The sequence below is a fragment of the Pedobacter nanyangensis genome, from assembly GCF_003313505.1.
Classification (GTDB): domain Bacteria; phylum Bacteroidota; class Bacteroidia; order Sphingobacteriales; family Sphingobacteriaceae; genus Pedobacter; species Pedobacter nanyangensis.
On sequence record NZ_QMHO01000001.1, the window covers coordinates 301,717 to 325,951 of the forward strand.

25 protein-coding genes are annotated in these 24,235 nt (G+C 41.1%); 21 read left to right on the plus strand and 4 right to left on the minus strand.

The genetic code is table 11. The features are described from left to right. Positions 1-74: 74 nt before the first annotated feature. The gene (gene rnc / locus DUT71_RS01410; RefSeq protein ID WP_205313811.1) at positions 75-803 is read left to right on the plus strand and encodes a ribonuclease III; all 729 of its coding nucleotides are present in this window, start codon (positions 75-77) and stop codon (positions 801-803) included. Positions 804-851: 48 nt separating this feature from the next. On the opposite strand, the gene DUT71_RS01415 is transcribed toward rnc, so the two are convergent. Next, entirely contained in the window at positions 852-1,532 is a 681-nt protein-coding gene (locus tag DUT71_RS01415; RefSeq protein ID WP_113660737.1) for a hypothetical protein, read from the minus strand. A 121-nt stretch (positions 1,533-1,653) separates the two neighbouring features. Here DUT71_RS01415 and DUT71_RS01420 point away from each other — a divergent pair, with 121 nt between their 5' ends. The 4 genes from DUT71_RS01420 (at position 1,654) to nadD (ending at position 4,938) form a co-directional block, all read left to right on the plus strand. Next, positions 1,654-2,388 (plus strand): lysophospholipid acyltransferase family protein, encoded by a 735-nt coding sequence (locus DUT71_RS01420; RefSeq protein WP_113660738.1) that lies wholly within the window; start codon positions 1,654-1,656, stop codon positions 2,386-2,388. Positions 2,389-2,674: 286 nt separating this feature from the next. Continuing rightward, a complete protein-coding gene (locus tag DUT71_RS01425) occupies positions 2,675-3,538 on the plus strand; it encodes a YicC/YloC family endoribonuclease (RefSeq protein WP_113660739.1) in 864 nt (287 codons plus the stop codon). Positions 3,539-3,615: 77 nt separating this feature from the next. Further along, positions 3,616-4,182: a guanylate kinase gene (gene gmk / locus DUT71_RS01430; protein ID WP_113660740.1), complete on the plus strand. Its 567-nt coding sequence runs from the start codon at positions 3,616-3,618 to the stop codon at positions 4,180-4,182. A 180-nt stretch (positions 4,183-4,362) separates the two neighbouring features. Continuing rightward, entirely contained in the window at positions 4,363-4,938 is a 576-nt protein-coding gene (nadD, locus tag DUT71_RS01435; protein ID WP_113660741.1) for a nicotinate (nicotinamide) nucleotide adenylyltransferase, read from the plus strand. Between the two features lie 50 nt (positions 4,939-4,988). On the opposite strand, the gene DUT71_RS01440 is transcribed toward nadD, so the two are convergent. Then, on the minus strand, positions 4,989-6,638 hold the full coding sequence (locus tag DUT71_RS01440; RefSeq protein WP_113660742.1) for a glutamine--tRNA ligase/YqeY domain fusion protein: 1,650 nt from the start codon (positions 6,636-6,638) through the stop codon (positions 4,989-4,991). 57 nt (positions 6,639-6,695) lie between these two features. Here DUT71_RS01440 and DUT71_RS01445 point away from each other — a divergent pair, with 57 nt between their 5' ends. The 9 genes from DUT71_RS01445 to DUT71_RS01485 all read left to right on the plus strand — a co-directional run bounded on the left by DUT71_RS01445 (position 6,696) and on the right by DUT71_RS01485 (position 15,174). Beyond that, positions 6,696-7,256, plus strand: coding sequence for a cobalamin B12-binding domain-containing protein (locus DUT71_RS01445; RefSeq protein WP_240186820.1), 561 nt, complete (start codon positions 6,696-6,698; stop codon positions 7,254-7,256). Positions 7,257-7,259: 3 nt separating this feature from the next. Beyond that, positions 7,260-8,042: an enoyl-CoA hydratase/isomerase family protein gene (locus tag DUT71_RS01450; RefSeq protein ID WP_113660743.1), complete on the plus strand. Its 783-nt coding sequence runs from the start codon at positions 7,260-7,262 to the stop codon at positions 8,040-8,042. 110 nt (positions 8,043-8,152) lie between these two features. Then, on the plus strand, positions 8,153-9,571 hold the full coding sequence (locus DUT71_RS01455; RefSeq protein ID WP_113660744.1) for a sigma-54-dependent transcriptional regulator: 1,419 nt from the start codon (positions 8,153-8,155) through the stop codon (positions 9,569-9,571). Between the two features lie 83 nt (positions 9,572-9,654). Further along, positions 9,655-12,024, plus strand: a complete 2,370-nt coding sequence (locus DUT71_RS01460; RefSeq protein WP_162795910.1) for a PAS domain-containing protein — start codon at positions 9,655-9,657, stop codon at positions 12,022-12,024. Then, positions 12,025-12,435, plus strand: a complete 411-nt coding sequence (locus DUT71_RS01465) for a response regulator (protein WP_113660746.1) — start codon at positions 12,025-12,027, stop codon at positions 12,433-12,435. It abuts the gene before it with no gap. 9 nt (positions 12,436-12,444) lie between these two features. Further along, the gene (locus DUT71_RS01470; RefSeq protein WP_113660747.1) at positions 12,445-13,887 is read left to right on the plus strand and encodes a hybrid sensor histidine kinase/response regulator; all 1,443 of its coding nucleotides are present in this window, start codon (positions 12,445-12,447) and stop codon (positions 13,885-13,887) included. Between the two features lie 198 nt (positions 13,888-14,085). Further along, positions 14,086-14,352, plus strand: coding sequence for a YtxH domain-containing protein (locus DUT71_RS01475; RefSeq protein WP_113638336.1), 267 nt, complete (start codon positions 14,086-14,088; stop codon positions 14,350-14,352). Between the two features lie 26 nt (positions 14,353-14,378). Beyond that, positions 14,379-14,750 (plus strand): phage holin family protein, encoded by a 372-nt coding sequence (locus DUT71_RS01480; RefSeq protein ID WP_162926612.1) that lies wholly within the window; start codon positions 14,379-14,381, stop codon positions 14,748-14,750. Next, positions 14,737-15,174, plus strand: coding sequence for a hypothetical protein (locus DUT71_RS01485; RefSeq protein ID WP_113660748.1), 438 nt, complete (start codon positions 14,737-14,739; stop codon positions 15,172-15,174). Before DUT71_RS01480 ends, DUT71_RS01485 begins: the two co-directional genes overlap by 14 nt. Before the next feature lie 9 nt (positions 15,175-15,183). Here DUT71_RS01485 and DUT71_RS01490 read toward each other — a convergent pair whose 3' ends face one another. Beyond that, positions 15,184-15,897, minus strand: a complete 714-nt coding sequence (locus DUT71_RS01490; RefSeq protein WP_113660749.1) for an SAM-dependent methyltransferase — start codon at positions 15,895-15,897, stop codon at positions 15,184-15,186. A 282-nt stretch (positions 15,898-16,179) separates the two neighbouring features. Between DUT71_RS01490 and DUT71_RS01495 the strand changes: the two genes are divergently transcribed. From DUT71_RS01495 to DUT71_RS01525, 7 genes are all read left to right on the plus strand, one after another. Next, the gene (locus DUT71_RS01495; RefSeq protein ID WP_113660750.1) at positions 16,180-17,469 is read left to right on the plus strand and encodes a DUF6600 domain-containing protein; all 1,290 of its coding nucleotides are present in this window, start codon (positions 16,180-16,182) and stop codon (positions 17,467-17,469) included. A 77-nt stretch (positions 17,470-17,546) separates the two neighbouring features. Further along, the gene (locus tag DUT71_RS01500; RefSeq protein WP_113660751.1) at positions 17,547-18,335 is read left to right on the plus strand and encodes a TerC family protein; all 789 of its coding nucleotides are present in this window, start codon (positions 17,547-17,549) and stop codon (positions 18,333-18,335) included. Between the two features lie 171 nt (positions 18,336-18,506). Then, the gene (locus tag DUT71_RS01505; protein ID WP_113660752.1) at positions 18,507-19,562 is read left to right on the plus strand and encodes a nucleoid-associated protein; all 1,056 of its coding nucleotides are present in this window, start codon (positions 18,507-18,509) and stop codon (positions 19,560-19,562) included. A gap of 55 nt (positions 19,563-19,617) precedes the next feature. Beyond that, positions 19,618-20,001: a helix-turn-helix domain-containing protein gene (locus DUT71_RS01510; RefSeq protein WP_113660753.1), complete on the plus strand. Its 384-nt coding sequence runs from the start codon at positions 19,618-19,620 to the stop codon at positions 19,999-20,001. A 69-nt stretch (positions 20,002-20,070) separates the two neighbouring features. Continuing rightward, positions 20,071-20,832 carry an SDR family NAD(P)-dependent oxidoreductase gene (locus DUT71_RS01515; protein WP_113660754.1) on the plus strand — a complete coding sequence of 254 codons (762 nt, stop codon included), beginning with the start codon at positions 20,071-20,073 and terminating at the stop codon, positions 20,830-20,832. 79 nt (positions 20,833-20,911) lie between these two features. Then, positions 20,912-22,501: an MFS transporter gene (locus DUT71_RS01520; RefSeq protein WP_113660755.1), complete on the plus strand. Its 1,590-nt coding sequence runs from the start codon at positions 20,912-20,914 to the stop codon at positions 22,499-22,501. Between the two features lie 3 nt (positions 22,502-22,504). Continuing rightward, the gene (locus tag DUT71_RS01525; protein WP_113660756.1) at positions 22,505-22,756 is read left to right on the plus strand and encodes a DUF6814 family protein; all 252 of its coding nucleotides are present in this window, start codon (positions 22,505-22,507) and stop codon (positions 22,754-22,756) included. A gap of 478 nt (positions 22,757-23,234) precedes the next feature. On the opposite strand, the gene DUT71_RS01530 is transcribed toward DUT71_RS01525, so the two are convergent. After that, complete coding sequence (locus tag DUT71_RS01530) at positions 23,235-24,134, minus strand: bestrophin family protein (RefSeq protein WP_113660757.1); 900 nt, start codon at positions 24,132-24,134, stop codon at positions 23,235-23,237. Positions 24,135-24,235 lie beyond the last annotated feature (101 nt).

Genomic DNA, 24,235 nt, shown 5'->3' on the forward strand with positions numbered 1-24,235 from the left:
TATGGTTTAAAAGCGATTGTATTGTATATTTATGCAAATGCTTTTTCTATAATTAAATTTTGTGTTGCTAGTTGATGTCTTTGCTTAGCATTTATAAAGTATATTTCTCGCCAAATAAGCAGTTCATAAAGAAGCTAAAGAACGTGCTTGGTTTTGTACCAGGCAACATTTCGCTTTATAAAATGGCGTTTAGGCATCGCTCTGTGGCCAAAATATTAAAAAATGGCAGCAGGAGCAGCAATGAACGCCTGGAGTTTTTGGGCGATGCCATATTGGGCGCTGTAGTTGCCGAAATGCTATTTAAAGTTTATCCCTATAAGGAAGAGGGATTTTTAACCGAAATGCGCTCTAAGATTGTAAATAGGGCCAACCTGAATCAATTAGCCCGTAAAATGGGTTTTGATGAACTGATTGTTTTTGATCAGAAAACGGTGAACTTCCAATCTAAGCACCATTCCATGTACGGCGATGCCTTTGAGGCGCTTATTGGGGCCATCTATTTGGACAAAGGCTATAATTTCACCAAAAACCTGATCCTTAAGCGCATCATCAAGCCTTACGTAGATGTTCACCACTTAGAAATTACGGAAACGAACTTCAAAAGTCGTTTAATTGAATGGTGCCAACGACAAGGTAAAGATATCTCTTTTGATGTGATTGAAAATGGCGAGGGAGAAAGTGCCAAACTATTTACCGTACAAGTGATGATCGAGAATGAAAATTATGGCATTGGCAGAGACTACAATAAAAAGAATGCAGAAAAACTGGCAGCGGAAAAAGCTTGTGAAGCTTTGGCTATTTAATCAGGTTATTGGTTAATTCGATTATCCCAGTCAAAAAAAAACAGTTTTTTAGTCCTGCTTTTTAGCCTTTCCGGCCGTATCGCGATACTTTTTGAAGGAATCATTGATCCACTTAACGGCATCATAATTAGTCCAGTTTTTAGCCTTTTCATAACTTGGCCTGTAATCAACCATGAAATTTTCCAGTACTTTACCTGTTAGGCCGGTATGCTCACTAATAGTGGTTTTATTGAAAAACTGATCTACAACATTATCCTGCATCTCGGTTTGATACATCCGATTAAACCTTCTGGCCTGTTTAGGGGTTTTACCAAATAGTTCGTACAAGGCTGTAAATGGAGAGGCCAAAAAAGAAAGAAATGGTGGCTTTCCTCCGTAAAAAGAACCTTTATCCTTAAAATCTTTCTTCAGCTCTTCCAGCGCTTGTTTTTTGGTTTGCCCGGTAACCACCACTTCATTTAAGGTAGTCCCCCGGTTCAGATACAACACCAAATCTTTATTGCTGCGAACAACGATCTCTAAATCGTTAAAATTACGTTTCATGACCAATAGCGTATCACCAATGTTGGCCTTGATGGAAAAGATCCCCATATCGTTACTGCCGGCGGAGAAACCAGAGCGCTTGTTTTTTACCTCGGCCAAGGCAATACGTACATTGGCCCCACGCTCAAAAAGCACTCCGGTAAGCATAAAATCTTGTTGGGCAAAGCCATTATAAATTTTGCCCATGCAGAGCATAAGCAATAAATATATTTTGAGCCTAACTTTACTTAGCATTACCGCGTTATCCTTTTTATTTTGTAAACTTAGTAAATGTTTGGCTTCAAACCACGTTAAAAAAGGTTAATTCATGCGCAAAGCACTTTCTTTGATCTTTTTGATTTATGCGGCAACCATCTTTATTACGCTGATGTTTGTAGCTTTACCATTTGTGCTGCTTTGCTCGGCCGTTTTACCATTGCGCAGTGGAAAACGGGCAATTTTGGCAGTTTTACGAACTTGGGCATGGCTATTCAGTGTACTGAGTTTATTTTGGGTAAGCACCAAAAACAGGAATACCGTTGACCTTAGCAAATCCCACATTTATGTAGGCAATCATGGATCATATCTGGATGCGGTGGCCGTTTGCCTAAGTATTCCGCAATATTTTAGTGCATTGGGCAAGGTAGAAATTACCCGGGTGCCTGTTTTTGGACTAATTTATAAACGGATTGTGGTATTGATAGACCGAGGTAGCAAAGAAAGCCGAGAGCGATCTGTAGCCGCCTTAAAGAAAGACATTGTACATGGGCAATCTGTCCTTATTTTTGCAGAAGGGACCATGAACCAAACCGAAAAGCCCCTAACCGACTTTTATGATGGTGCGTTTCGGATAGCAATAGAGACCCAAACCCCCATTATCCCTTTTGTGATGCTCAACAACAGGAAACTGCTCCCGAGAAAGCATCCGTTAAAAGCCAGGCCAGGCATGATTACCACCATTTTACTGCCCGAGATTAGTGTGATTGGATTGTGCTTGGAAGATGTGCCCACGCTAAAAAAGAAAGTTTATGATTTAATGGAAGAGGCTATCTTAAGGCATTAGTACGGTTAACACGGTTGCCTTTTAGCACTAACTGTGGTTAATTAAACCTGATGGAAGCGCATATCCTTTTGGTTGATTGGGCCTTTAAACGTTGTAAGTTTTAAAACTTACAACGTTTTGATTTGCATTTGCGTTCCCCAAAAGATAGTAGCGTACAGCAGGATTGGCCAAACAGATGAAGCACGGCCTTACCTTTTCAAATTAATTATGGCCCACCACTAAAACCTTAGGCCTTACTTACTTCCAGCTCAAATCCTTTTTACTATCTTTGCACATGATAAAATCAATGACCGGCTTTGGCTTGGCATCTACGGACCATGAAAGTGTAAAGTTTTCAGTAGAGATAAAATCGCTAAATTCGAAGTTTCTTGAGCTTGGCCTCAAAATTCCAAAAGCATTTTCTGATAAAGAACTCCACCTGCGCAATGTTTGCAATAAAGAGATAGAGCGAGGCAAGGTAAGCATTGCCATTACGGTTGAGCGTAGCGAAGAAGCACAAAAAGGCGCTTCTATTAATCAGGTATTATTGAAAAAATACTATGCCCAACTCTTAGAGATCAACAAAGAGATTGATGCCGATTTATCAACAATATTGCCCGCTGTACTTAATTTACCCGAAGTTATTACCTACTCGGAGGAAGAGGCCAGCGATAGTGAATGGGAAATATTGGAAGCAACCTTTGGCAAAGCGCTCAAAAGTTTCACGCAGTTTAGGATAGATGAAGGCAAGGTGTTGAAGGCCGACCTGGAGCTTCGTATCAAAAATATCCTGGGCTTTTTTGCCGAAGTGGAAACCTTGGCACCCCTAAGAATTCCGAATATTAAAGCCCGTTTAACGCAATTTTTGGAAGATACGGTTGGCAAAGTAAACTACGATCAAAACCGCTTTGAGCAGGAGCTGATTTACTATATCGACAAATTAGATATTACCGAAGAGCAAACCCGCTTAAAAAGCCACTGCGATTATTTTATCGCCACGTTAAATGATAAAGATGCCAATGGTAAAAAACTGGGTTTTATTTCGCAGGAGATTGGCCGAGAAATTAATACCATGGGTGCCAAAGCCAACGACGCACAGATACAACAGTTGGTGGTAGGCATGAAAGAAGAATTAGAAAAAATTAAAGAACAATTATTGAATGTGTTGTAATGTTGTGGGAGTTGAAATGTTGTAATGTTGCAACGTTGAAACTTTCAAACCTTCCAACCCTCCAACCTTTTTAAAGAATGCAAGGCAAACTTATTATATTTTCTGCCCCGTCGGGCGCTGGCAAAACCACCATTGTAAAGCATCTATTAAAAAAATTCAGTAACCTGAGCTTTTCAATTTCGGCAACGACCAGAGAACTACGTGGCGACGAAATCAACAGCAAGGACTATTATTTTATCAGCAAGGAAGAGTTTTTGCATAAGGTTGCCCACCAAGAGTTTGTAGAGTTTGAAGAAGTGTACAGTGGCACCTTTTATGGAACTTTACGCTCGGAAATACAGCGCATTTGGGACGAAGGCAAGCATGTTATTTTTGATATCGACGTGGAAGGTGGCCTGCGTTTAAAGAGAAAGTTTGAAAACGATGCTTTGGCCATTTTTGTTCAGCCTCCATCGCTGGAAGTGCTAAAAGAACGTTTAGCTGGCCGGGGTACCGATAGCGAAGAAAAATTACAGGAACGTTACGCCAAAGCGGAGAAGGAATTGGCTTATGCTGAAAAATTTGATGTCATCCTTAAGAATTATGAATTGGGAACTGCCTGCGCAGAGGCGGAGCAGTTGGTTGGGGATTTCTTAAAGAGCTAACGGTAACTTAAATAAATCGTTATTGCGAGGTACGAAGCAATTTTAATGCGCTCTGTCATTCTGAGCGCAGCGAAGAATCTGTAAGTAAGTAATACTCAGCTAACAGATTCTTCCTAACGTCGGAATGATGACAATAGAGATTGCTTCGTGCCTCGCAATGACGGCATAGACAAAGAAAAAATGATTGGTCTATTCTTCGGTTCGTTTAATCCCATTCACCTTGGGCATTTGGTAATTGCCAATTACATGGCCAATTATACCGACTTGAAAGAAGTATGGTTTGTGGTTTCTCCGCATAATCCGTTAAAACAAAAAGCAGGCTTGGCAGACATGTACGACAGGCTAGAAATGGCCCGCTTAGCTACAGAAAATGCAACGCATTTAAAGGTGAGCGATATTGAGTTTAAGCTTCCTCAACCCTCTTACACGGTTGACACCATGGCACATCTGAAAGAAAAACACCCAGGAAAGCAATTTGCCTTGATCATGGGCGCCGACAATCTGGTGTCGCTTAAAAAGTGGAAAAACTACGAAGTACTCCTCCAAAACCACCAAGTTTTCGTTTACCCCCGTCCAAACGCTGACATTAGCGAGTGGGAAAACCATCCATCGATTGTGATTACGGAAACCCCGCAAATGGACATATCCTCTACTTTTATCCGCCAGGCGATCAAGCAAGAAAAAAGCATCCAGTTTTTGGTGCCGGATGCTGTAATTGATTTTATGGACCGGAAAAGCCTATACAAAACCCTCTAAAGCTCCCTAAGGGAGACTTTGGATGTACTCCCCTTTAGGGGTTGGGGTTATTATCCTTTCCAGCTATCTTTTAACGAAACCACTCGGTTAAACACTAAATGATCAGGAGTAGAATCTTTATCTAAGCAAAAATAACCTTTACGAATAAACTGGTAACCAGTGCCTAACGTTGCATTGGCCAATGCCGGCTCGATATATACGCTGCTTAGCACTTCCTTGCTATTTGGGTTAAGGTAATCTTTAAAATCACCTTCCTCGGCATCAGGAGAAACTACGCTAAACAACCTGTCGTATAATCTTACTTCTGCGGTTTTGGCATGTGCGGTGCTTACCCAATGTATAGTTCCCTTTACGTGAATGCCGCTGGTATCGTTACCACTTTTCGATTCGGGAATATAAGTACAATGAACCTCCGTAACGTTTCCATCAGCATCTTTCACAAAGCTATCGCACTTCACAATGTAGGCAAACTTCAAACGTACCATTGCCCCTGGAGCCAATCTGAACCATTTTTTAGCAGGTTCTTCCATAAAGTCTTCGCGTTCAATCCAAAGTTCTTTACTGAAAGGGATTTCCCTGGTACCGCCCTTATCTTCGGCTTCAGGGTTGTTTTCTCCAATCAGGATTTCGCCATCGCCTTCGTAATTGGTAATCACCAATTTTATTGGATCTAAAACGGCCATGGCTCTGGTCGCTTTTTTATTCAAATCCTCACGGATACAGAACTCCAATAAGCTTAGCTCAATCAGGTTTTCTCTTTTGGCAATACCTATACGCTCGCAAAACTCCCTAATACTTTCCGGCGTATAACCTCTTCTCCTCAAACCGCTAACGGTAGGCATCCTTGGGTCATCCCAGCCGCTTACATGGCCTTCGTTCACCAATTGTAACAGCTTACGCTTACTCATTACCGTGTAGGTAAGATTTAAACGAGCAAACTCATATTGTTTTGACGGGAAAATACCCAACTGGGCGATAAACCAATCATATAATTCTCGGTGAGAGACATATTCCAAGGTACAGATGGAGTGGGTAATGTTCTCGATACTGTCGCTTTGTCCGTGCGCAAAATCATACATCGGATAAATGCACCAAGCATCGCCGGTACGGTGATGGTGAGCATGTTTAATGCGATAGATAATTGGGTCACGCATGAGCATGTTAGTGCTGGCCATGTCAATTTTAGCCCTTAAAATACAAGCACCATCCTCAAACTCCCCATTTTTCATTCTAGTGAAAAGCTCCAAATTTTCTTCGATGCTTCGCTCTCTGTATTGGTTAGGGGTTCCAGGTTCTGTAGGTGTTCCTTTTTGTGCGGCAATTTCTTCGGCAGTACTTTCATCTACGTAAGCAAGTCCTTTTTCAATCAATTGTACGGCATAGCTATACAACTGGTCAAAATAGTCAGAAGCATAAAGTTCGTTTTTCCACTGAAAACCCAACCATTGGATATCTTCCTGCTGACTGTTTACATATTCCGTTTTTTCAGTAACCGGATTGGTATCATCAAATCTAAGATTAGTGTAACCCCCGTATTTCTGAGTCAATCCAAAATTTAAGCATATTGCCTTGGCATGGCCGATATGTAAATAACCATTTGGTTCTGGGGGGAAACGTGTGACTAGTGTTTCGTACTTTCCGCTTTTTAAATCATTCTCTATAATCTCTTCTATAAAGTTTAATGATTTTTCCTCGCTCATATAAATCTGTGTTTAAGCTCCAAAGTTAACCAAATTTAGGGTATTTTAAAGGGGAAGATGTACGGAATAAAGAACGAGGAGCAAAGAATAAAGACTTCCAAGGTCGTACATTTTAATCCTAAAAGAACACCAAAAAACCAAATAAACAACCAACCAAACAACTATTTCATTACATTTACCTACATCAAGAAACCAAATATGAAAAAAATGTTAAATAGGCCCATTAGGGTCCTGGTAGCCAAGGTGGGTTTGGATGGCCATGATCGTGGCGCAAAGGTAATTGCTACATCGCTCCGCGATGCTGGGATGGAAGTTATTTACACAGGCCTGAGGCAAACCCCAGAAATGGTAGTGAACACCGCCATACAGGAAGATGTAGACGCCATTGGGATTTCTATCCTTTCGGGCGCACACATGACTGTTTTCCCAAAAGTAATGGATATCATGAAGCAAAAACAACTGAATGATGTATTGGTAACCGGTGGCGGGATTATTCCCGAAGGGGACATGAAAAAACTACAGCAAATTGGTGTAGGCGAGCTTTTTGCACCGGGTACCGCCATGAAAGACATTGTAGACTATATTGAAAACTGGGTTGCAGAACACCGAAATTTTTAAGTTATGGATTATCAACAATTAATAGTAGAAACCAACAATAACATCCTATACATCACCATCAACCGGCCGCAAAAACTTAACGCACTAAATAAAGAGGTTTTAGCAGAACTTTCTACGGCCGTTGCAAATGCCCAAAACAATCAAGAGGTTAAGGCCATTTTAATTACAGGCGCTGGAGAAAAAGCATTTGTGGCGGGTGCCGATATTGCCGAGTTTCAAAACTACACCCTTGAAGAAGGGAAACTATTGGCCAAAAATGGGCAGGAAACTGTTTTTAATGCCATCGAAAACTCAGCAAAACCGGTTATTGCAGCCATCAATGGTTTCGCTTTGGGCGGTGGCTTGGAGCTGGCCATGGCCTGTCATCTTAGGATTGCCAGTGAAAATGCCAAACTAGGCCTTCCGGAAGTAACCCTGGGCCTAATTCCCGGCTACGGTGGCACCCAACGATTGGCTCAGCTGGTAGGCAAAGGAAAGGCATTTGAGCTGATTTTTACCGCTGACATGATTCCGGCACAGGAAGCTCTTCAGCTGGGATTGGTAAACCATGTTGTACCATTGGGCAACCTCTTGGAAAAGGCCAACGAAATTTTGGGAAAAATTAACCTTAGGGCCCCGCTTGCATTGGCAAGTGCGGTAAAAGCCGTTAATGCTGGTTTTAATTCTCAGTTAAATGGCTACGATGTAGAAATTGCCGAATTTGGAAACTGTTTTGACACCCAAGACTTCAAGGAGGGAGTATCGGCGTTTCTGGATAAAAGAAAAGCAAACTTTAAGGGCAAATAACCACTTAAGTGCTCGTTATTTATCTCCTAAAAAGTGTAGAAAATATTTCCCACGTGCTTTTTTTTCTATATTTTAGCTAAAATATTAGTCTACCCTATCTCTTTAAGTGTATGAAGAAAATATTAATTGTTGATGATGAGGTAAATATCGGGCTACTGCTCTCGAAATTTTTAACCAGAAATTCTTTTGATGTAACCAGCGCAACCAGCGGAAATTCTGCTATGGAATATCTTGCCAAAGATAGTTACGACCTCGTGCTCTGTGATTATCGCCTAGAGGATACCGATGGCAAGGAAATGTTGATCAAAATCAAGGAAAGCTACCCCAAAACAGGTGTAATCATTATCACTGGATATTCCGATATTAAGCTGGCTGTGGAGCTGATCAAACTAGGCGCCTATGACTATATCACCAAACCGTTGTACCCAGATGAAATCCTCAATACCATTAACAAGGCTATTGAAACGCAGATTGCGTTAAACGCCAGTTTGCCAGAAACAGAAAGCCCCCAAGAGCAGGAAAAAACAAAGGCAAGCAAAAACACTTACATTTTAACGGATGAATTCGTTATAGGACAAAGCGGCGCCTCAAAAGAATTAATGAAGCAGATTTTGTTGGTAGCCCCAACAGCCTATAGTGTGATTTTAATGGGAGATAGTGGCACAGGCAAGGAATCTGTAGCCAAGGCAATTCACCTCAACAGCCCAAGAAAAGACAAGCCTTTTGTAGCCATGGATTGTGGTTCATTGACTAAAGAGCTTGCAGGCAGCGAGTTTTTTGGCCATGAAAAAGGCTCTTTCACCGGCGCTTTGTACACTAAAATTGGCCACTTTGAAATGGCCAATGGCGGCACGCTGTTTTTAGACGAGGTAGGCAATCTATCCTACGACATTCAGGCTGCACTGCTTAGAACAGTACAAGAAAGAAAAATCAAGCGCATTGGCAGTACCAAAGAGATCGATCTGGATGTAAGAATCATTGTAGCGACCAACGAAAACTTGCAGGACGCCATTTCAAAAGGAAAATTCAGGGAGGATCTTTATCACCGCTTTAATGAATTCTCCATTAACCTGCCGCCCATTAGCCAACGCGGAAAAGATATTTTAGCCTTTGCCGAAAGCTTTTTGCTGTTAGCCAACCAGGAACTGAACAAAAACATTAAAGGTTTTTCAGAAGAAGTAATTGATTGCTTTTTAACCTACAATTGGCCAGGCAATGTCAGAGAATTAAAAAATGTGGTACGTAGGGCAACCTTGCTAACCGAAACTGATGAAATTCAGCTAAAGGCCCTGCCTTTGGAAATTTCAACTTATGCCAAAGCGCCAATGCTTGCCTCCCACAACGGCGCAGAAAACACAGAACGCAACAAACCTCGAGATTTAAAGAATGCTGCCCTCGAAGCGGAGTATGAAACCATATTAAAAGTACTGAGGGAAGTGAACTTCAACAAAACAAAAGCCGCAAAGATCTTGAACATCGACAGGAAAACGCTATACAACAAGATGAAAGCAATTGACCTCGACAAATAACAGTGTTTAGTCTTTTTAAAAAATCTGGCGCTCCTAGGTTCGAAAACCGCTACAATATTTCCAAAAAAATATTGTGGATAGTTATGCTGCTGTGTATCGCACCGCTACTATCCGTAATATTATCTATATTGATTGGCAAAGCTTCCCAAGAGGTGCTGTTTTTTAATGTAAAGCCAAATTTTTACACCAGCATTTGGACTACCTTTGGCATCGCAGCAGCCTTGTTTACAGGCATTTTAGCCATGATTGACTATACCATCAGGAAAGAGCTTACCATCACCCTCTTTGGTATTACACTTTTTATCTCTGCCATTTTAGATGTTTATTACCTGCTGATTTTGCATGAAAACTCCGCCAATGCTCAGCAGGGCATTTCTGAAACCCTATACTTTATCTGGTGGGTCAACAGGCTGTTCTATTCTTTAACCTTACTGGTTGGAACGGCCGTTTATTTGAGGATAAAATCGCGCAACCTGAGATTGCCCGAACAAAAGAGCAGGATTATTTGGCGCACGGCCGTTACCAGTGTAATTGCGGGGCTCACCTGCGTATTCATCATGGCCAACACCCACACCATACTTCAGCGGAAATTAGTTCTGGACCAAATGGCACAAATTGACCTGCTTTCGTTTCTGCCACTTATCTTTCTCTTTATTTGGGCCGTATTTTACCTGCCCAAATTTATGCATCGTTTCCAGGGTATTTTTTCAAAGCTCCTGATTTTAAGCATTGCGCCACTTTTTTTAGCGCAGTTGTTCATGGCGTTAAGCACTACGGCTTTCGACACGTATTTTAACGCTGCCCACTATCTGCGCTTTATCAGCTACCTCGTTCCCTTGGCGGGTATTATCCTTAACTATGTAGAAACCGTTAGGAATGAGCAGCGGATGATTGCCAAGCTGGATGTGGAAGTAAAGGAAAAACAAGCTTTGACCGCTAATTTATTGGAGCGGGAAGGTTTACTGGCAAATGCCGAAAAAATCTCAAAGCTGGGCAGCTGGGAGCTTGATATCAGGACCAACGCTTATAAATGGTCTGACGAGCTTTATCGAATTTACGGCTTTGAGGGCAATTCTTTTCAACCAACACATGCCATTGCACAGCAGGTAGTGGCTGCAGAATACAGTAAAAAACTAAACAAGGAACTTTCAAACGCCGTAAAAAACAAAACTTCTTTTGCTGCCGAGTACCAAATTGTACAGCCTGACGGAGCTAAGCGCTATGTCCTTAACCAAGGTTATTTTTCAGGGAAAGAAAACAAACTAATTGGCACCATACAAGACATTACCGAGCTCAAAGAAGCAACCCTAAAGCTCCGAAAAAACGAAACCCTACTACGTGAGGGCGAAGCAGTATCTCATAACGGCAGCTGGGAATGGCATTCCAACCAAGAACACATTTTTTGGTCCGATGAAATGTTCAATATCCATGGCTACCTACCCCACTCCACGATTGTTTCCCTTAGTTCCTACTTTAATTTTATACATCCTGAAGATGCACAGGGGCTAAGGAAAATTTTTGCGGAATCAAGGAAAAACAAAACCTCCTTTAAGGCCAGCTATCGCATTGTAAGGCCCAATGGCGAGGTCAGGTACATGTCTACCACAGCCAAGTTCAAGGCAGACGAAGTGGGCAACGGCTATGCTTATTTGGGCAATACCCAAGATGTAACACAACTCAAGGAAACCCAACGGAAACTGGAAGAGAAAATTAACGAACTTAACGTTTCCAATAAAGACTTGGAGCAATTTGCTTACGTTGCCTCACATGACCTGCAGGAACCGCTCAGGAAGATACGAGCTTTCGGCGATCGATTAAAAAGCAGGTTTACCGAGCAGATTGATGAGGAGGGCAAAGATTACATCAACAGGATGCAAAATGCCGCAGAGCGCATGCAGACTTTAATTGACGACCTCTTGGCTTTTTCTAAGGTTACCCGTCAAACAAAGGCTTTTGAACCGGTAGACCTGAACCAGCTCATTTCCAAAGTACTTCATGATTTGGATTATACCATTGAAAACACCCATGCCAAAATATCTCTTTCCGTTCATGAAAAAGTGGAAGGCATTGCCCCCCAGCTGGCACAGGTTTTTCAGAACATTATTAGCAATTCCCTTAAATTTTTCAAACCAGATACGCACCCCCAAATTGATATAACCTCTCAAACGCTTATGGGCAGTAACGTTCCCGTAACTGGAGCAATAGCCCATATCCCTTATTGCATCATCAAAATTACTGATAATGGAATAGGGTTTGACGAGAGCTATGCAGGTAAAATCTTCGACCTTTTTCAGCGCCTACATTCTAGAACAGAATATAAAGGAACGGGAATTGGGCTAGCGATATGCAAAAAAATTGTTGAAAACCACGCTGGATTTATCTTTGCCAAGAGTATCGAAGGTGAAGGAGCTTCTTTTTTCATCGTTTTACCCCTTAAATCTAACGCCGCTTAAATGACCACTATGCACAACCCACTCATTTTAATTGCCGAGGATGACCCTGACGATGCGCTCATGCTTAAAGACGCTTTTTCGGAAATCAACCAAAACATGGTAACCTTTTTAAACAATGGAAAACTATTGATAGAACATATACAACAACTTTTATTAACCAATAAACTGCCTAATTTAATCGTTATAGACTTAAATATGCCTGTTTTAGATGGCAGAGGCGTAATTAAAGAACTACAGAAAAACACTGAGACCAAAAACATCCCTTTGGTGGTGCTTTCTACCACCAAAAACAAGGAAGATATCGATTCGGTGATGGCCTTAGGGGCCAGCGAGTTTTTTACCAAGCCAGCCTCTTTCAGCGATCTGGTAGGCATTACCAATACCATTGCCAACAAATGGCTTAATACCTAAACATGAACTATGAACAAAGTGAGGGTTTTGTTAATTGATGATGATGAAGATGACTTCATTATCACGAAAGAGATTTTCAGCCGTATCAATCAGGCTGACAGATATGAATTAACCTGGATAGACACTTTTGAGAAAGGGATAAACGCTGTATTGAAACGCCACTACGACATTTACCTGGTAGACTACCGACTGGGCAAATACACCGGTGTAGATTTAGTGAACGAAGCCGTGCTTTCGGGCATTAAGGAACCTATCATTATCCTTACCGGAAAGGGCGACTATAAAATAGATGAAGAAGCCATGAACGTGGGAGCCGCAGATTATTTGGTAAAGGATAAAATTGAGCCCGACACCTTAGACAGAAGCCTTCGCTATGCACTAAAACAGAGTGAAACCCTAAGCGCACTTAAAGAAAGCGAACATAAATTCAAGATCATTTTTGACAAGGCCAAGGAGCCTATCCTCATTTCAGATTATACCGGAAAGATTAGGGATATCAACAAAGCCGGGCTAAACTTCTTTGGTTACCACATTAAAGAAATGTTGGAAACTAACGACCGTACCCTGTTTTACACACCAGAAGATCGCGAAAATTTTATCCAGGAATTGGAAACCAAGGGTGCAGTAAGCGACTTTGAATGCCAAATGGTTTCGAGCAAAGGTCAGGTGTACTATTGCAGTCTTTCCTCATTTTTACAGATAGACCCGCAGAACATGGTGGAGGTTTACCACACCATCATCCACGACCTTACCTATAGGAAACACCAAGAAACCAAGTTCATCCACGAAAGTAAATTTTCCATTTCGGAGCACATTGCAAAGGGCTTTATCGAGGAGATTAGAAATCCGCTTTCTACCATCAATTTGGTGCTGCACGAACTTACCTCTGATGATGCATTGGCCTATAACGAGACTTTGCAGAACAATCTGGACATTATCAAAACCAATTTGGACAACATTAACCAGTTGACCAAAAACTTTATCGCAAGTACCGAAAACAAGCCCGTACAAAAGCAAAAAACAGGCATCAACGCATTAATTGAAGAAGCCCTAGCCGAAATTAACGATCTTGTTTTAGGCCATCGCATCATCTTGGAAAAGCACCTACTGCCTTCAGAAACTTATCTTTCCATTGATGCCAAACAAATTAAAACGGCCTTGGTAAACCTGCTGAACAATGCCGTTGAAAGCATGGAAAGCTATCCGAAAATCCTAAATATCAGCACCATCAACGATAGCGGAATGTACTCTATCCTGATAGAAGATAATGGAAAAGGGATTGACCCCGAGTTGGAACACCAGATATTTGAACCTTTTTTCACTACAAAAAAAGAAGCCGAAGGACTTGGGCTTACCGAGGCTGAACGCTCTGTTTTAGCGCATAATGGCCGCCTGGTTTTCAAACCTCAGCACCATGGCAGCCTGTTTGTGATGCAACTGCCTATCCAATAAAAGCATTGGGCAACAATTGCGTAAAAATATCCCTTTTGGCTTGCCTGAGGCATTTTTTTGTTTATATTAGGATACTCAACAGGCACAGATTTTGCTATCACATAAATTCAAATACTTAAAACAATTTGTATTTGTACGAAGTTTAATTAACGTAGGTTGAGATAATTTTTCATTTTTTAACATTAAAACTATAAAAACATGAGCGACAATTCAAAAGTAGTAGTAGCCTTGTTAGCAGGACTAGCTGCAGGAGCAGCCCTAGGAATACTTTTTGCTCCGGACAAAGGCAGTGATACACGCGACAAACTGGGTCAATCACTGAAAGATTTTGGTGATTCTATCAAAGAAAGAGCAGCTGACGAAATCAATAACTTGAGCAGCTTAAAAGACAAAGTAGTTAATTCTATAAAAGGCAAACTTCGTGATGTGGAGCAAGAATACTCAGACGAAGTAGAGCACGTATAAAGTATAAACACCTTTGATAAACGATAATGGAAGAAAAAAAAGAAAAGAATATTGAGGAACTTGTATCTGATGCCAAAAGTTACGTAGATACCCGATTGGAGTATATCCACTTAAAATCGGTAGAAAAAGGTTCCAAGCTATTTTCAGATCTCATTACCAATACCGTAGTAGTGGTATGCTTCCTGCTGGCCTTTATACTTGGCACCATAACCTTAGCCTTATATTTGGCAGAGGTGTTTGGCAGTTATGTTGCCGGATTTGGCTGCGTAGCGGGCATCTATTTGCTTTTATCCATTATCGTTTTCCTAACCAAGGATAAATTCATCGAAAGACTTTTGGTGAACATGTTTATTAAAAAATACTTTGACAAAATAGCAGATAAAGATGAAGAAGCGTAGAGATATAGGGTCCTTAGCTGAATTACAGCTTGAAATTAGTCGTGTAAAGAGCGAATATCTGGCAAAAGAAGACCAGCTAAAGGCGGATACTAAAACTTATATTAAGCAGTTTTCTCCCTTAAACCTGATCAAAGATTTCTTTAATCCGCAAAGCTTGTTGAAGTTGGATGAAAAAACCAATTTGAGCGGCAGCATCATGTCGTTAATACTTCCCCTATTTTTAAACAAAACGGTTTTTAGAGGCTCTGGATTTTTAACCAAGGGCATCGCTGCTTTGGTTTCTGGCAAAATTGGTAAATCCTTGGATGCCGAAAGCCTAACAGGCCTTTTCAACAAAGTGAAATCGCTATTTACCTCCAAAAGGAAAAAAGACGAAGTGAATTTTGTTGATTATGGGATCCCTCCAGATAGCGAAACCTATTAACCTTAAAAATCAGTTCCCCTTATAAATTAGAAATACTGTAGGCTTTTTATGAAGGTCTACCTTTTCTTTGCGCCATAAGCCCACGGGCAATGTTTTAATAAACTCATCCTCGCCATTGATATTGCTGGCAATGCACAGCAACGTATTAGGCTGGCAGTTTTTCAGCACTTCTTCCAACAGCTGATTATTTCTGAAAGGCGTTTCCATAAACAGTTGTGTTTGCCGATAGCGTTGCGACAATTGTTCCAGATCTTTTATTCGCTTGCTCCTATCGCCTTTATCAATAGGCAGGTAGCCAGTAAAAGCGTAGCTCTGTCCACTAAAACCCGAAGCCATCAGTGCTTGCAGCATGGCATTTGGACCAACTAAAGGCACTACTTTAATGTTCCTCCGGTGCGCTTCGGCAACAATATCCGCTCCCGGATCGGCAACTCCCGGGCAACCCGCCTCGCTCATCAGGCCCACGCTAGCCCCTTCATTAAGTTCTTTAAAAAAAGGCACTAAAGAACTGCCTCTTTTATGCTTGCCATAATCATGGATAAGCAACTCACTTTGCGGCGTTTTTAATCCCGCTTCCTTTAAAAACCTACGTGCTGTTTTTTCATTTTCTACAATATAGGTGTTGATGCTATTGACAGTATCTACCAAAAACGGTGTAAAAGATTTGTGAGCGGCATGATCTGCCAGGGGAACGGGAATTAAAAACAGCGTACCTTTTTTCATTGATATGGATTGGATTTTATGGCAAAATTAAAATTTTAAAAAACAACAAAGCGCCAACAGGTGTTTTGCTAGGTCCTTTCTGTATCAAATTTAGTTCTACGCCAAACCATAAATGACATAATTTTAAGACAGCAACGCACACTTAAAGGGCTGAAACATACGTTAAATATCACAAACCCGCAACTTTCTTGTTGCTTTAACGGTTTTTAACATGCTTTGGTTCTCAAATTGATATTCACTAACCGTTAGGTTAATTAATTAAAATATTTAAAACACACAGACATGAAAAGCTTGATCAAATTCCCGGCAGTGGTGCTAGGACTTTTGCTCCTCACCGGGACCACACAAGAGGCAAAAGCTCAATATGACGATGTTTCCCTGCAAACATTTTACGATGAGCTTTCTCCTTATGGAACCTGGATCAATGATCCAGAGTATGGCTACGTTTGGCGACCAGATGTAGACCAAGATGAATTTAGGCCATATTATACCAACGGCCGCTGGGCTATGACCGAATACGGCAACACCTGGGTATCCAATTACGACTGGGGCTGGGCTCCGTTCCACTACGGCCGTTGGATATACAACAGGTACAACAGATGGGTATGGATTCCTGACACCGTTTGGGGACCAGCCTGGGTAAGTTGGAGAAGTGGTGGCGGTTATTATGGATGGGCGCCTTTAGGTCCTAGCATCAGTATCAACATCAATATCGGACGTCGTTACATTGTGCCTGATTTTTGCTGGAACTTCATTCCAGAAAGGAATATCTACTACAACAGCTATCCTAGATATTATAGCGGAAGAAACAGAGTTTACATCCAAAATACGGTGATCATTAACAACACCTACGTACGCAACAACAGGACTTATTACACTGGGCCGAGAGCAGACGATATCAGGAGAGCAACCAATCGTGATGTAACCGTATATAATGTTTCAAGAGTAAGTAGATCTGGCGGAAACAGGATTGAGAACAACACCGTAAACATTTATGCTCCACGTCCGAGCAGAGGTAGCGACAATGCTAAAGCAGCTCCAAGACAAGTAGTAGATGCTAGCGTAACCAGAGATAGAATTGAAAGGAGCGGAACCGTGAGCAGGCCTGGCCGTGGAGGCGCAGATGATGTTTATACCAACAGAGGCGACAGAAATAATAGCCGCAACTTTGATAACAATATCTCCAGAGAACGCGGCAATGCCAATGCCCCTACTAGAGAAAGCAGGGTTGATGATAACAACGGACGTGGAAACGATAGAAGTAGCGTTTTTGGAAGGTCTAGAGAAAGAGAAGCCGCAATTCCTACAGAACAAAATAATCGTGAAGCTGAACGCAGCAGACCTACCTTCCCTTCTCGTTCTTCATCATATGAACGAAGAAGCGAACAAACCGCTCCTCCACAAAGAAGCGCAGAACGCCCAGAAAGAATGGAGCGTTCCCAACCACAAAGGATGGAAAGAGTAGAAAGAACTCAACAATCCTCAGGATCAAACAACAGATCATCTGGGTCATCAAACTCAGGAAGACCTAACCGAAGCGAAAATAGCGGCGGCAGACCTGGAAGAGGTTAAAAATAAATTCACTTGAAGGGAAGCAAAAGCTTCCCTTTTTTGTTTTATCTTCGAGCATATATTTTTAAAAATCATTTATGGAATTTTTAAGTAGTCCAGAAGCCTGGATATCACTACTCACACTAACTGTCTTAGAAATTGTATTAGGGATAGACAATATTGTCTTTATTTCCATTTTGGCCGGGAAACTCCCACAACACCAACAAAAAAAAGCTCGCCAGTTGGGCCTGGCCTTAGCCATGATTACCCGTGTGCTATTGCTAATGTCTCTAAGCTGGATCATGAGACTTACCACGCCGTTGTTCAACATTGGCGAGTGGCTGGGCATAAGCGATCCCGTTTGGCTCGAAAAACTGGCCATTTCTGGCAGAGACCTGATTTTACTGATAGGCGGTTTATTCCTGATCTACAAAAGCACGCACGAAATCCACAACAAGCTGGAAGGTGAGCATGAAAGTGAAGGCAATGTAAAGCCACATTCATTTACAGGCACCATTATCCAGATCTTGATTTTGGATATTGTTTTCTCACTCGACTCGGTAATTACCGCCGTAGGGATGGCTGATCATATCGAAATCATGATTGCCGCTGTAGTGATTGCCGTAATCATCATGATGATATCTGCAGGCGCCATCAGTAATTTTGTGAACAAGCACCCAACGGTAAAAATGCTTGCCTTATCATTCTTATTGTTAATTGGGGTTTCCTTATTGGCAGAAGGTCTGGATCAACATATTCCTAAAGGTTATGTTTATTTTGCCATGGCATTCTCTGTTTTGGTAGAAATGTTGAACTTAAGGATGAAAAAGAATTCATCAAAACCTGTTAAATTGCGCAACACCCCCGTAGAGGAAGAAAAAAAATAGTTTTCTTTGAAAAAATATCACAAGGGCTTCGGAAACCGAAGCCCTTTTTTTATGAACCAAATGGTCAATTAAAGACGTTGCTAAACTCTTTATATCAAGAACAACGCTGCTTTATTTTTCCATCTTCGGTACTGCCTACTTTTTAATACCTTTGCTCCTCAATTCAAATTTATGGTATCTTTTTTCGAGTCGAATTTAGCAGAGCTTTCTGTGCACCACGTGGGCAATAAAACAAACGATGAATATTATTCGCTTTCCGATAGCTCAATGCACATCGCGGATGAAATGCTCAACCAGCTGTTAAAACAGTATTTTCTTTCTCCTTTTCAAAAGGTTAACGAAGTTTATCGTTTTACGCAGCACAGCAATGATTTAAATTCGAACGAAATTTACCGCCTTGCCACAGAAATATTTGCCGACGGCGGCTTATTTCACGAAAACAGTAAGCACATTGCCACTTACCTGTTTGAAGTAGCAGACCATCCAAAAGTTAAAGGAGGAGAGCTATATGTAGGATATTTTGAAAATATACAAATTGAAGGTGATTTGCACGACGCCATTGGCATTTTCCGTTCTGAAAACAAAGAAAGCTACATCAAGGTTTATCCAGAAAATGGCGGGTTTGGGCTTAGCTACGAACAACAAGGCATCAACATCAATAAACTGGACAAAGGTTGTTTAATCTTCAAAACGGAAGCCGAAGAAGGCTATAAAGTAGTGGTAATTGATCCCACCAGCCGCACCTCGGAGGCTGCTTACTGGAAAGATCAGTTCCTGATGTTAAAAGTGAGGAACGATAACTTTAACCAAACCCAAAATGTCATGGACGTTTACAAAAACTTCGTTACCGAGAAATTAGACCAGGAATTTGATGTAGAGAAAACCGACAAAATCGACTTACTTAACCGATCGATGAAATATTTTAAAGAGAAAGAAACCTTTGACATGGACGAATTTGCCAATGAGGTAATTGCCAACGAAGAGGGAATTGAGCTCTTTAAGAACTACAAGCAATCTTATGAGGAAGAATTTGACACCCAAATTGCCGACAGTTTTGATATCTCTACGGCAGCCGTAAAAAAACAGGCCAAGGATTTTAAAAGTATCCTAAAACTTGACAAGAATTTCCATGTTTATATCCATGGGAACAAGGATATGATAGAGAAAGACTACGATGCAGAAAAGGGAATGAACTGCTACAAACTCTATTTTAAAGAAGAACAATAAAATTTTATGACAGTTTGTTTATGAAATAATGGCTACGCCATAATTAAATTAGTGCATGCCAATTCCAAAAAAACTGTTGAGCCGCAAAGAGGAAATTACCAAAGATTTCTTTAGTTTGCTTGATACCCATATTGATGATATTTTACTTGGGAAAACCGAGCAAATGTATCATATCAAAGATTTTGCGGCAAAATTATTTATACATCCTACTCATTTTAGCAATACCATTAAATTAACCACGGGCTATTCGCCCTGCCATTTTGCCGAGCAGCGAGTGATGGCAGAAGCGAAGAAAATGCTGAGCCAAACGGATAAGCCCATCAACGAAATCAGCTTTAAGCTTACCTTTACCGATCCCACCAACTTTACCAAGTTTTTTAAATCCTTTGCAGGAATTACACCTAGGCAATACCGAAAACAGTTGATTGAAAATACTTAAACTGTCACCATTTTTACCGAACCTACAGTGCTGATATTTGTATTGAAACTATAAAAAATAACAAACAGCATGGAAACCTCAAAAATAGCATTAGTTACCGGCGCAAGTCGCGGTTTAGGCAAAAACATGGCCATTGCTTTGGCACAAAAGGGAAATGATGTCATCATCACCTACAACAGTAAAAAAGAAGAAGCAGAGGAAGTGGTAAGTACCATTGAATTTTTGGGCAGAAAAGCAGCCGCCATACCGTTAAACGTAGGAGAAGCTAAAACCTTTACAGATTTTTCTTCGCAGTTAAGCAGGGTTTTAAAAGAAAAATGGAATAGCACAAACTTCCATTTTTTAGTGAACAATGCAGGTATTGGGATCAACACGCCATTTGCCGAAACCACCGAGGAACAATTTGACTTGCTTACCAATATCCACTTCAAGGGAGTGTACTTTCTTACCCAAAAATTGTTGCCTTTAATTGCTGATGGCGGCCGGATTATTACCGTATCTACGGGTTTAACTCGTTTCGCCATGCCTGGTTATAGTGTTTACGCCTCGTTAAAAGGAGCTATTGAAGTGCTTACCAAATACCTGGCGAAAGAGCTGGGCGCAAGAGGAATTGCCGTAAATACCATTGCACCAGGGGCCATTGAAACTGATTTTGGTGGTGGTGTAGTGAGAGATAACGAACAAGTGAACAAAGTGATTGCTGCCAACACAGCCTTAGGAAGAGTAGGCCTACCTGATGACATTGGCGGCGTGGTTGCTTTCCTATGTGCTGAAGAAGCACGTTGGGTAAATGCCCAAAGGCTAGAAGTATCAGGCGGAATGAACCTGTAGTATCTTAGCATATTTTCAGTAAAATGTTGCTATTTAGAGTTTAAAGGTTTAGTTTTAGTATTTTGAACCTAACCTTTATATGAACCACGAACCCAAAACCAACAACATTTTCAAAGTAATTGGAGCGTCCTCACTGGGGACGCTCATTGAATGGTACGATTTCTACATCTTTGGTAGTTTGGCCACCATTATCGGCGCTCAGCTTTTTCCTTCTGACGCGGGCGCATCAGCCCTGATCAACACCCTGGCCATTTTTGCCGCAGGTTTTATTGTAAGGCCTTTTGGGGCATTAGTTTTTGGTCGCTTAGGCGATTTAATTGGCCGCAAATACACCTTTTTGCTCACTTTGGTATTGATGGGTGGCTCCACCTTTTTAATTGGCCTAATCCCTTCCTATCAAAGCATCGGCTATGCCGCCCCTATTTTAGTTTTAATTTTAAGATTGATCCAAGGCTTGGCCCTGGGCGGCGAGTATGGCGGAGCAGCCACGTATGTTGCCGAACACGCTCCCAAAGGTAAACGCGGTTTCTTTACCAGTTGGATACAAACCACTGCAACCTTGGGCTTATTTCTCTCGCTTGGCGTAATTGTAATCACCAAAAACATCATTGGTGCCGAGCAGTTTGCCGACTGGGGCTGGAGAGTTCCCTTTTTGCTTTCTATTGTGTTGATTTTGGTATCGGTTTACATCCGCATGAAAATGCACGAATCGCCTCTGTTCAGCAAACTTAAAAGCGAAGGAAACATCTCTAAAAACCCACTGAAAGAAAGCTTTAGCAAAAAATCGAACTTTAAAATGGTGTTACTAGCACTATTTGGTGCAGCCATGGGCCAGGGGGTGGTTTGGTACACGGGGCAATTTTATGCACAATCCTTCATCGAAAATACGTGTAAAGTAGATTTTAACGATTCGAGATACATCCTGCTTTGGGGCATTGCCTTTGCCACGCCATTCTTTGTAATATTTGGTGCTTGGAGTGATAAAATTGGCCGTAAATGGATCATGCTTACAGGAATGTTATTGGGTGTCATTTGCTATCGCCCCATTTACCAAGAGTTTTTAAACAGAACGGATGTGAGCAATGTTACGCCCAGCGAAATCAAAGAAGTTTCTGCACCAATTATTTTACGCACGGCGATACATGACGCAACTCACACTGTAGACTTACATAACGCATCCACTGCAGTAAGAACAGCCAAACATGAAAGCGGCGATAGCTTAGTAACCACCACAACTATGGTGAGTTTGTTGGATGGTTCTTCTTTTCATAAAGTACAGGTAGACACGCTTTATGCGGATGCCAGCAAGGCCATTGGACATGCGCCAGTGCTTTACAAAGACAAAAAACTGGCTTCTAACGATTTCTGGGTATTTGTAGGATTAATTTTCTTCCAAGTATTATTGGTAACCATGGTATACGGGCCAATTGCCGCATTTTTGGTAGAACTTTTCCCAACCAAAATCCGTTACACTTCCATGTCGCTGCCTTATCACATTGGAAATGGTGTGTTTGGGGGCTTGGTACCATTTGTGGCCACCTTAATTGCCAGTTTTAAAGGTTCTACCCCGCTATCCGGCCTTTGGTACCCTATTGGCATAGCAGCGCTTTGTTTTGTAATAGGCACTATTTATTTATCTAATAAAAGAGACGAAAACGTAAACGACTAAACCATGAAAGCATTAAAAAGAACTTTAGGCATTGTATGGATCCTTTTAGGTCCACTTTCAACCATATTTATGTTTTGGCAGGCTTGGGACAAAATTAGCTCGGCGGCCGCAGGAATTGACCAAACCAACACTGCGCTGCAGTGGGGAATTATCTTGCTTATTTTTATTCCAATTGCGGCAGGCTTAGTCATTTTTGGGAAATATGCACTGGCAGGCGAGTTTGACGATTTGCCCACCAATTCAGAAGAACTTTAAAACCAATCAACACTATTTGAAAGCCCAGCGGATTAGTTTTCGTTGGGCTTTTTTGGGACAACTTTGCATCCTTTGTTGTAAAATTTAACCGCAAAGAATAGGTAAGACACGCAAAGAACGCAAAGCAATCTTAAAAAATAAACGCCTCCTGCATTAACCAACTATTCAAACAAATAAAATTTCACCACTCGTGATTTATGGGTTAAACCTATATTTTCTAGAATAATGTCAGTCCTTCGGACTTAAATATTGTTTAGGCCAAATACAATTCATACAAGTTTAGAACCCCCTGGTTAACAACCACGAAGTGGTAAAATTATGCTAAGATATCAAGCGACAAACAAAAACCCTGAAAGGGTGACATCTAAAACTAAAAGACGAGAAAAAACATGCTAACGTAAATAAAACTTTGCGTCCTTTGCGTATCTTAATAAAACCCTTTGCGGTAAAAATTTAACCGCTAAGACCGCAAAAGCAACTAGAGTACATACTCGTCATTGATCGGCAAAATTGGCGGTGGAACATCTTCTTCGCCCATCATCTGCAACAAATTAATTTCGATAGTCCTGGTAATCTGATTTAAAGGAATACCCGCCACATTATTTTCAAACGGATCAACCAAGTTCATTCCGTTGATTTGGGTAGAAACGAATACAAAACCAATCATCCAGCCCATAAAAATAGACCAAACACCCATTTCCTGGCTAATCACTAAGGTAAAAGTAACTACAAAAAGCCATATAAAAACTTTGGTTAAATAGCTGTAGGTGGTAGGAAAAACGGTATTCTTAATTCTTTCGCTCATGCCCATCTGATCGCTGAACCTTACCAACATTTCATTAATTTGGATAAACTTAAAACCATCTACCTGACCGCTACGAGACAACTTTTCCAGATCTTCCGATTGTTTCAAGAGGATAGCATTATGCAGGTTTTTATGCTTATCAATTTCAATTCGCTCGGCATTGTCCAAGTATTTCACATAAATTAAATCTACCGTTCCACGCAGGTTAGCTTTTAAGGCGTATAAAAAGGCAATGTGCCGACGAACCATTCGGTGTACAACTGCATCGTTTTCATCGCTTTGCGGTACATAACTGAGCAAGCTACGCGCAAATGAACGCGAATCGTTCACTAAGCCTCCCCAAACTTTTCTGGCTTCCCACCAACGGTCATAAGCTTGGTTATTGTTAAAACCGATAAAAAAAGCAATGGCCGTGCCCAGTACCGTGGGAATAATGGTTGGAATGGAAAAATGATAGGCGATAAGGTATTCGCGGATAAAATAAGCGCCCATGCAAGACGCAATCATAATTAAATCTACATGCCAAGTATTAATGATAATTCGACTTAGCCTAATATTTTTAACAAGAAGCATAGGTTTTTTCTGTTTGTTGGTTTGTTAACAACAAATTAGAAAAATAGTTACAAATTATTTAAAAAATAGCCCATGTATTTTGCAGGTAGGTTTGGCGGAGC

What these genes read in the sequence shown, in the direction of transcription:
- DUT71_RS01415 (WP_113660737.1), bottom strand. Translation starts at nt 1,532, where the DNA reads ATGGGCAAAATTTATAATGGCTTTGCCCAACAAGATTTTATGCTTACC.
- DUT71_RS01495 (WP_113660750.1), top strand. Translation starts at nt 16,180, where the DNA reads ATGAAAAGCTTGATCAAATTCCCGGCAGTGGTGCTAGGACTTTTGCTC.
- DUT71_RS01475 (WP_113638336.1), top strand. Translation starts at nt 14,086, where the DNA reads ATGAGCGACAATTCAAAAGTAGTAGTAGCCTTGTTAGCAGGACTAGCT.
- DUT71_RS01485 (WP_113660748.1), top strand. Translation starts at nt 14,737, where the DNA reads ATGAAGAAGCGTAGAGATATAGGGTCCTTAGCTGAATTACAGCTTGAA.
- DUT71_RS01465 (WP_113660746.1), top strand. Translation starts at nt 12,025, where the DNA reads ATGACCACTATGCACAACCCACTCATTTTAATTGCCGAGGATGACCCT.
- DUT71_RS01505 (WP_113660752.1), top strand. Translation starts at nt 18,507, where the DNA reads ATGGTATCTTTTTTCGAGTCGAATTTAGCAGAGCTTTCTGTGCACCAC.
- DUT71_RS01445 (WP_240186820.1), top strand. Translation starts at nt 6,696, where the DNA reads ATGTACGGAATAAAGAACGAGGAGCAAAGAATAAAGACTTCCAAGGTC.
- DUT71_RS01470 (WP_113660747.1), top strand. Translation starts at nt 12,445, where the DNA reads ATGAACAAAGTGAGGGTTTTGTTAATTGATGATGATGAAGATGACTTC.
- DUT71_RS01460 (WP_162795910.1), top strand. Translation starts at nt 9,655, where the DNA reads ATGCTGCTGTGTATCGCACCGCTACTATCCGTAATATTATCTATATTG.
- DUT71_RS01455 (WP_113660744.1), top strand. Translation starts at nt 8,153, where the DNA reads ATGAAGAAAATATTAATTGTTGATGATGAGGTAAATATCGGGCTACTG.
- DUT71_RS01510 (WP_113660753.1), top strand. Translation starts at nt 19,618, where the DNA reads ATGCCAATTCCAAAAAAACTGTTGAGCCGCAAAGAGGAAATTACCAAA.
- nadD (WP_113660741.1), top strand. Translation starts at nt 4,363, where the DNA reads ATGATTGGTCTATTCTTCGGTTCGTTTAATCCCATTCACCTTGGGCAT.
- DUT71_RS01480 (WP_162926612.1), top strand. Translation starts at nt 14,379, where the DNA reads ATGGAAGAAAAAAAAGAAAAGAATATTGAGGAACTTGTATCTGATGCC.
- DUT71_RS01440 (WP_113660742.1), bottom strand. Translation starts at nt 6,638, where the DNA reads ATGAGCGAGGAAAAATCATTAAACTTTATAGAAGAGATTATAGAGAAT.
- DUT71_RS01520 (WP_113660755.1), top strand. Translation starts at nt 20,912, where the DNA reads ATGAACCACGAACCCAAAACCAACAACATTTTCAAAGTAATTGGAGCG.
- DUT71_RS01420 (WP_113660738.1), top strand. Translation starts at nt 1,654, where the DNA reads ATGCGCAAAGCACTTTCTTTGATCTTTTTGATTTATGCGGCAACCATC.
- DUT71_RS01450 (WP_113660743.1), top strand. Translation starts at nt 7,260, where the DNA reads ATGGATTATCAACAATTAATAGTAGAAACCAACAATAACATCCTATAC.
- DUT71_RS01525 (WP_113660756.1), top strand. Translation starts at nt 22,505, where the DNA reads ATGAAAGCATTAAAAAGAACTTTAGGCATTGTATGGATCCTTTTAGGT.
- DUT71_RS01500 (WP_113660751.1), top strand. Translation starts at nt 17,547, where the DNA reads ATGGAATTTTTAAGTAGTCCAGAAGCCTGGATATCACTACTCACACTA.
- DUT71_RS01530 (WP_113660757.1), bottom strand. Translation starts at nt 24,134, where the DNA reads ATGCTTCTTGTTAAAAATATTAGGCTAAGTCGAATTATCATTAATACT.
- DUT71_RS01490 (WP_113660749.1), bottom strand. Translation starts at nt 15,897, where the DNA reads ATGAAAAAAGGTACGCTGTTTTTAATTCCCGTTCCCCTGGCAGATCAT.
- DUT71_RS01425 (WP_113660739.1), top strand. Translation starts at nt 2,675, where the DNA reads ATGACCGGCTTTGGCTTGGCATCTACGGACCATGAAAGTGTAAAGTTT.
- rnc (WP_205313811.1), top strand. Translation starts at nt 75, where the DNA reads ATGTCTTTGCTTAGCATTTATAAAGTATATTTCTCGCCAAATAAGCAG.
- gmk (WP_113660740.1), top strand. Translation starts at nt 3,616, where the DNA reads ATGCAAGGCAAACTTATTATATTTTCTGCCCCGTCGGGCGCTGGCAAA.
- DUT71_RS01515 (WP_113660754.1), top strand. Translation starts at nt 20,071, where the DNA reads ATGGAAACCTCAAAAATAGCATTAGTTACCGGCGCAAGTCGCGGTTTA.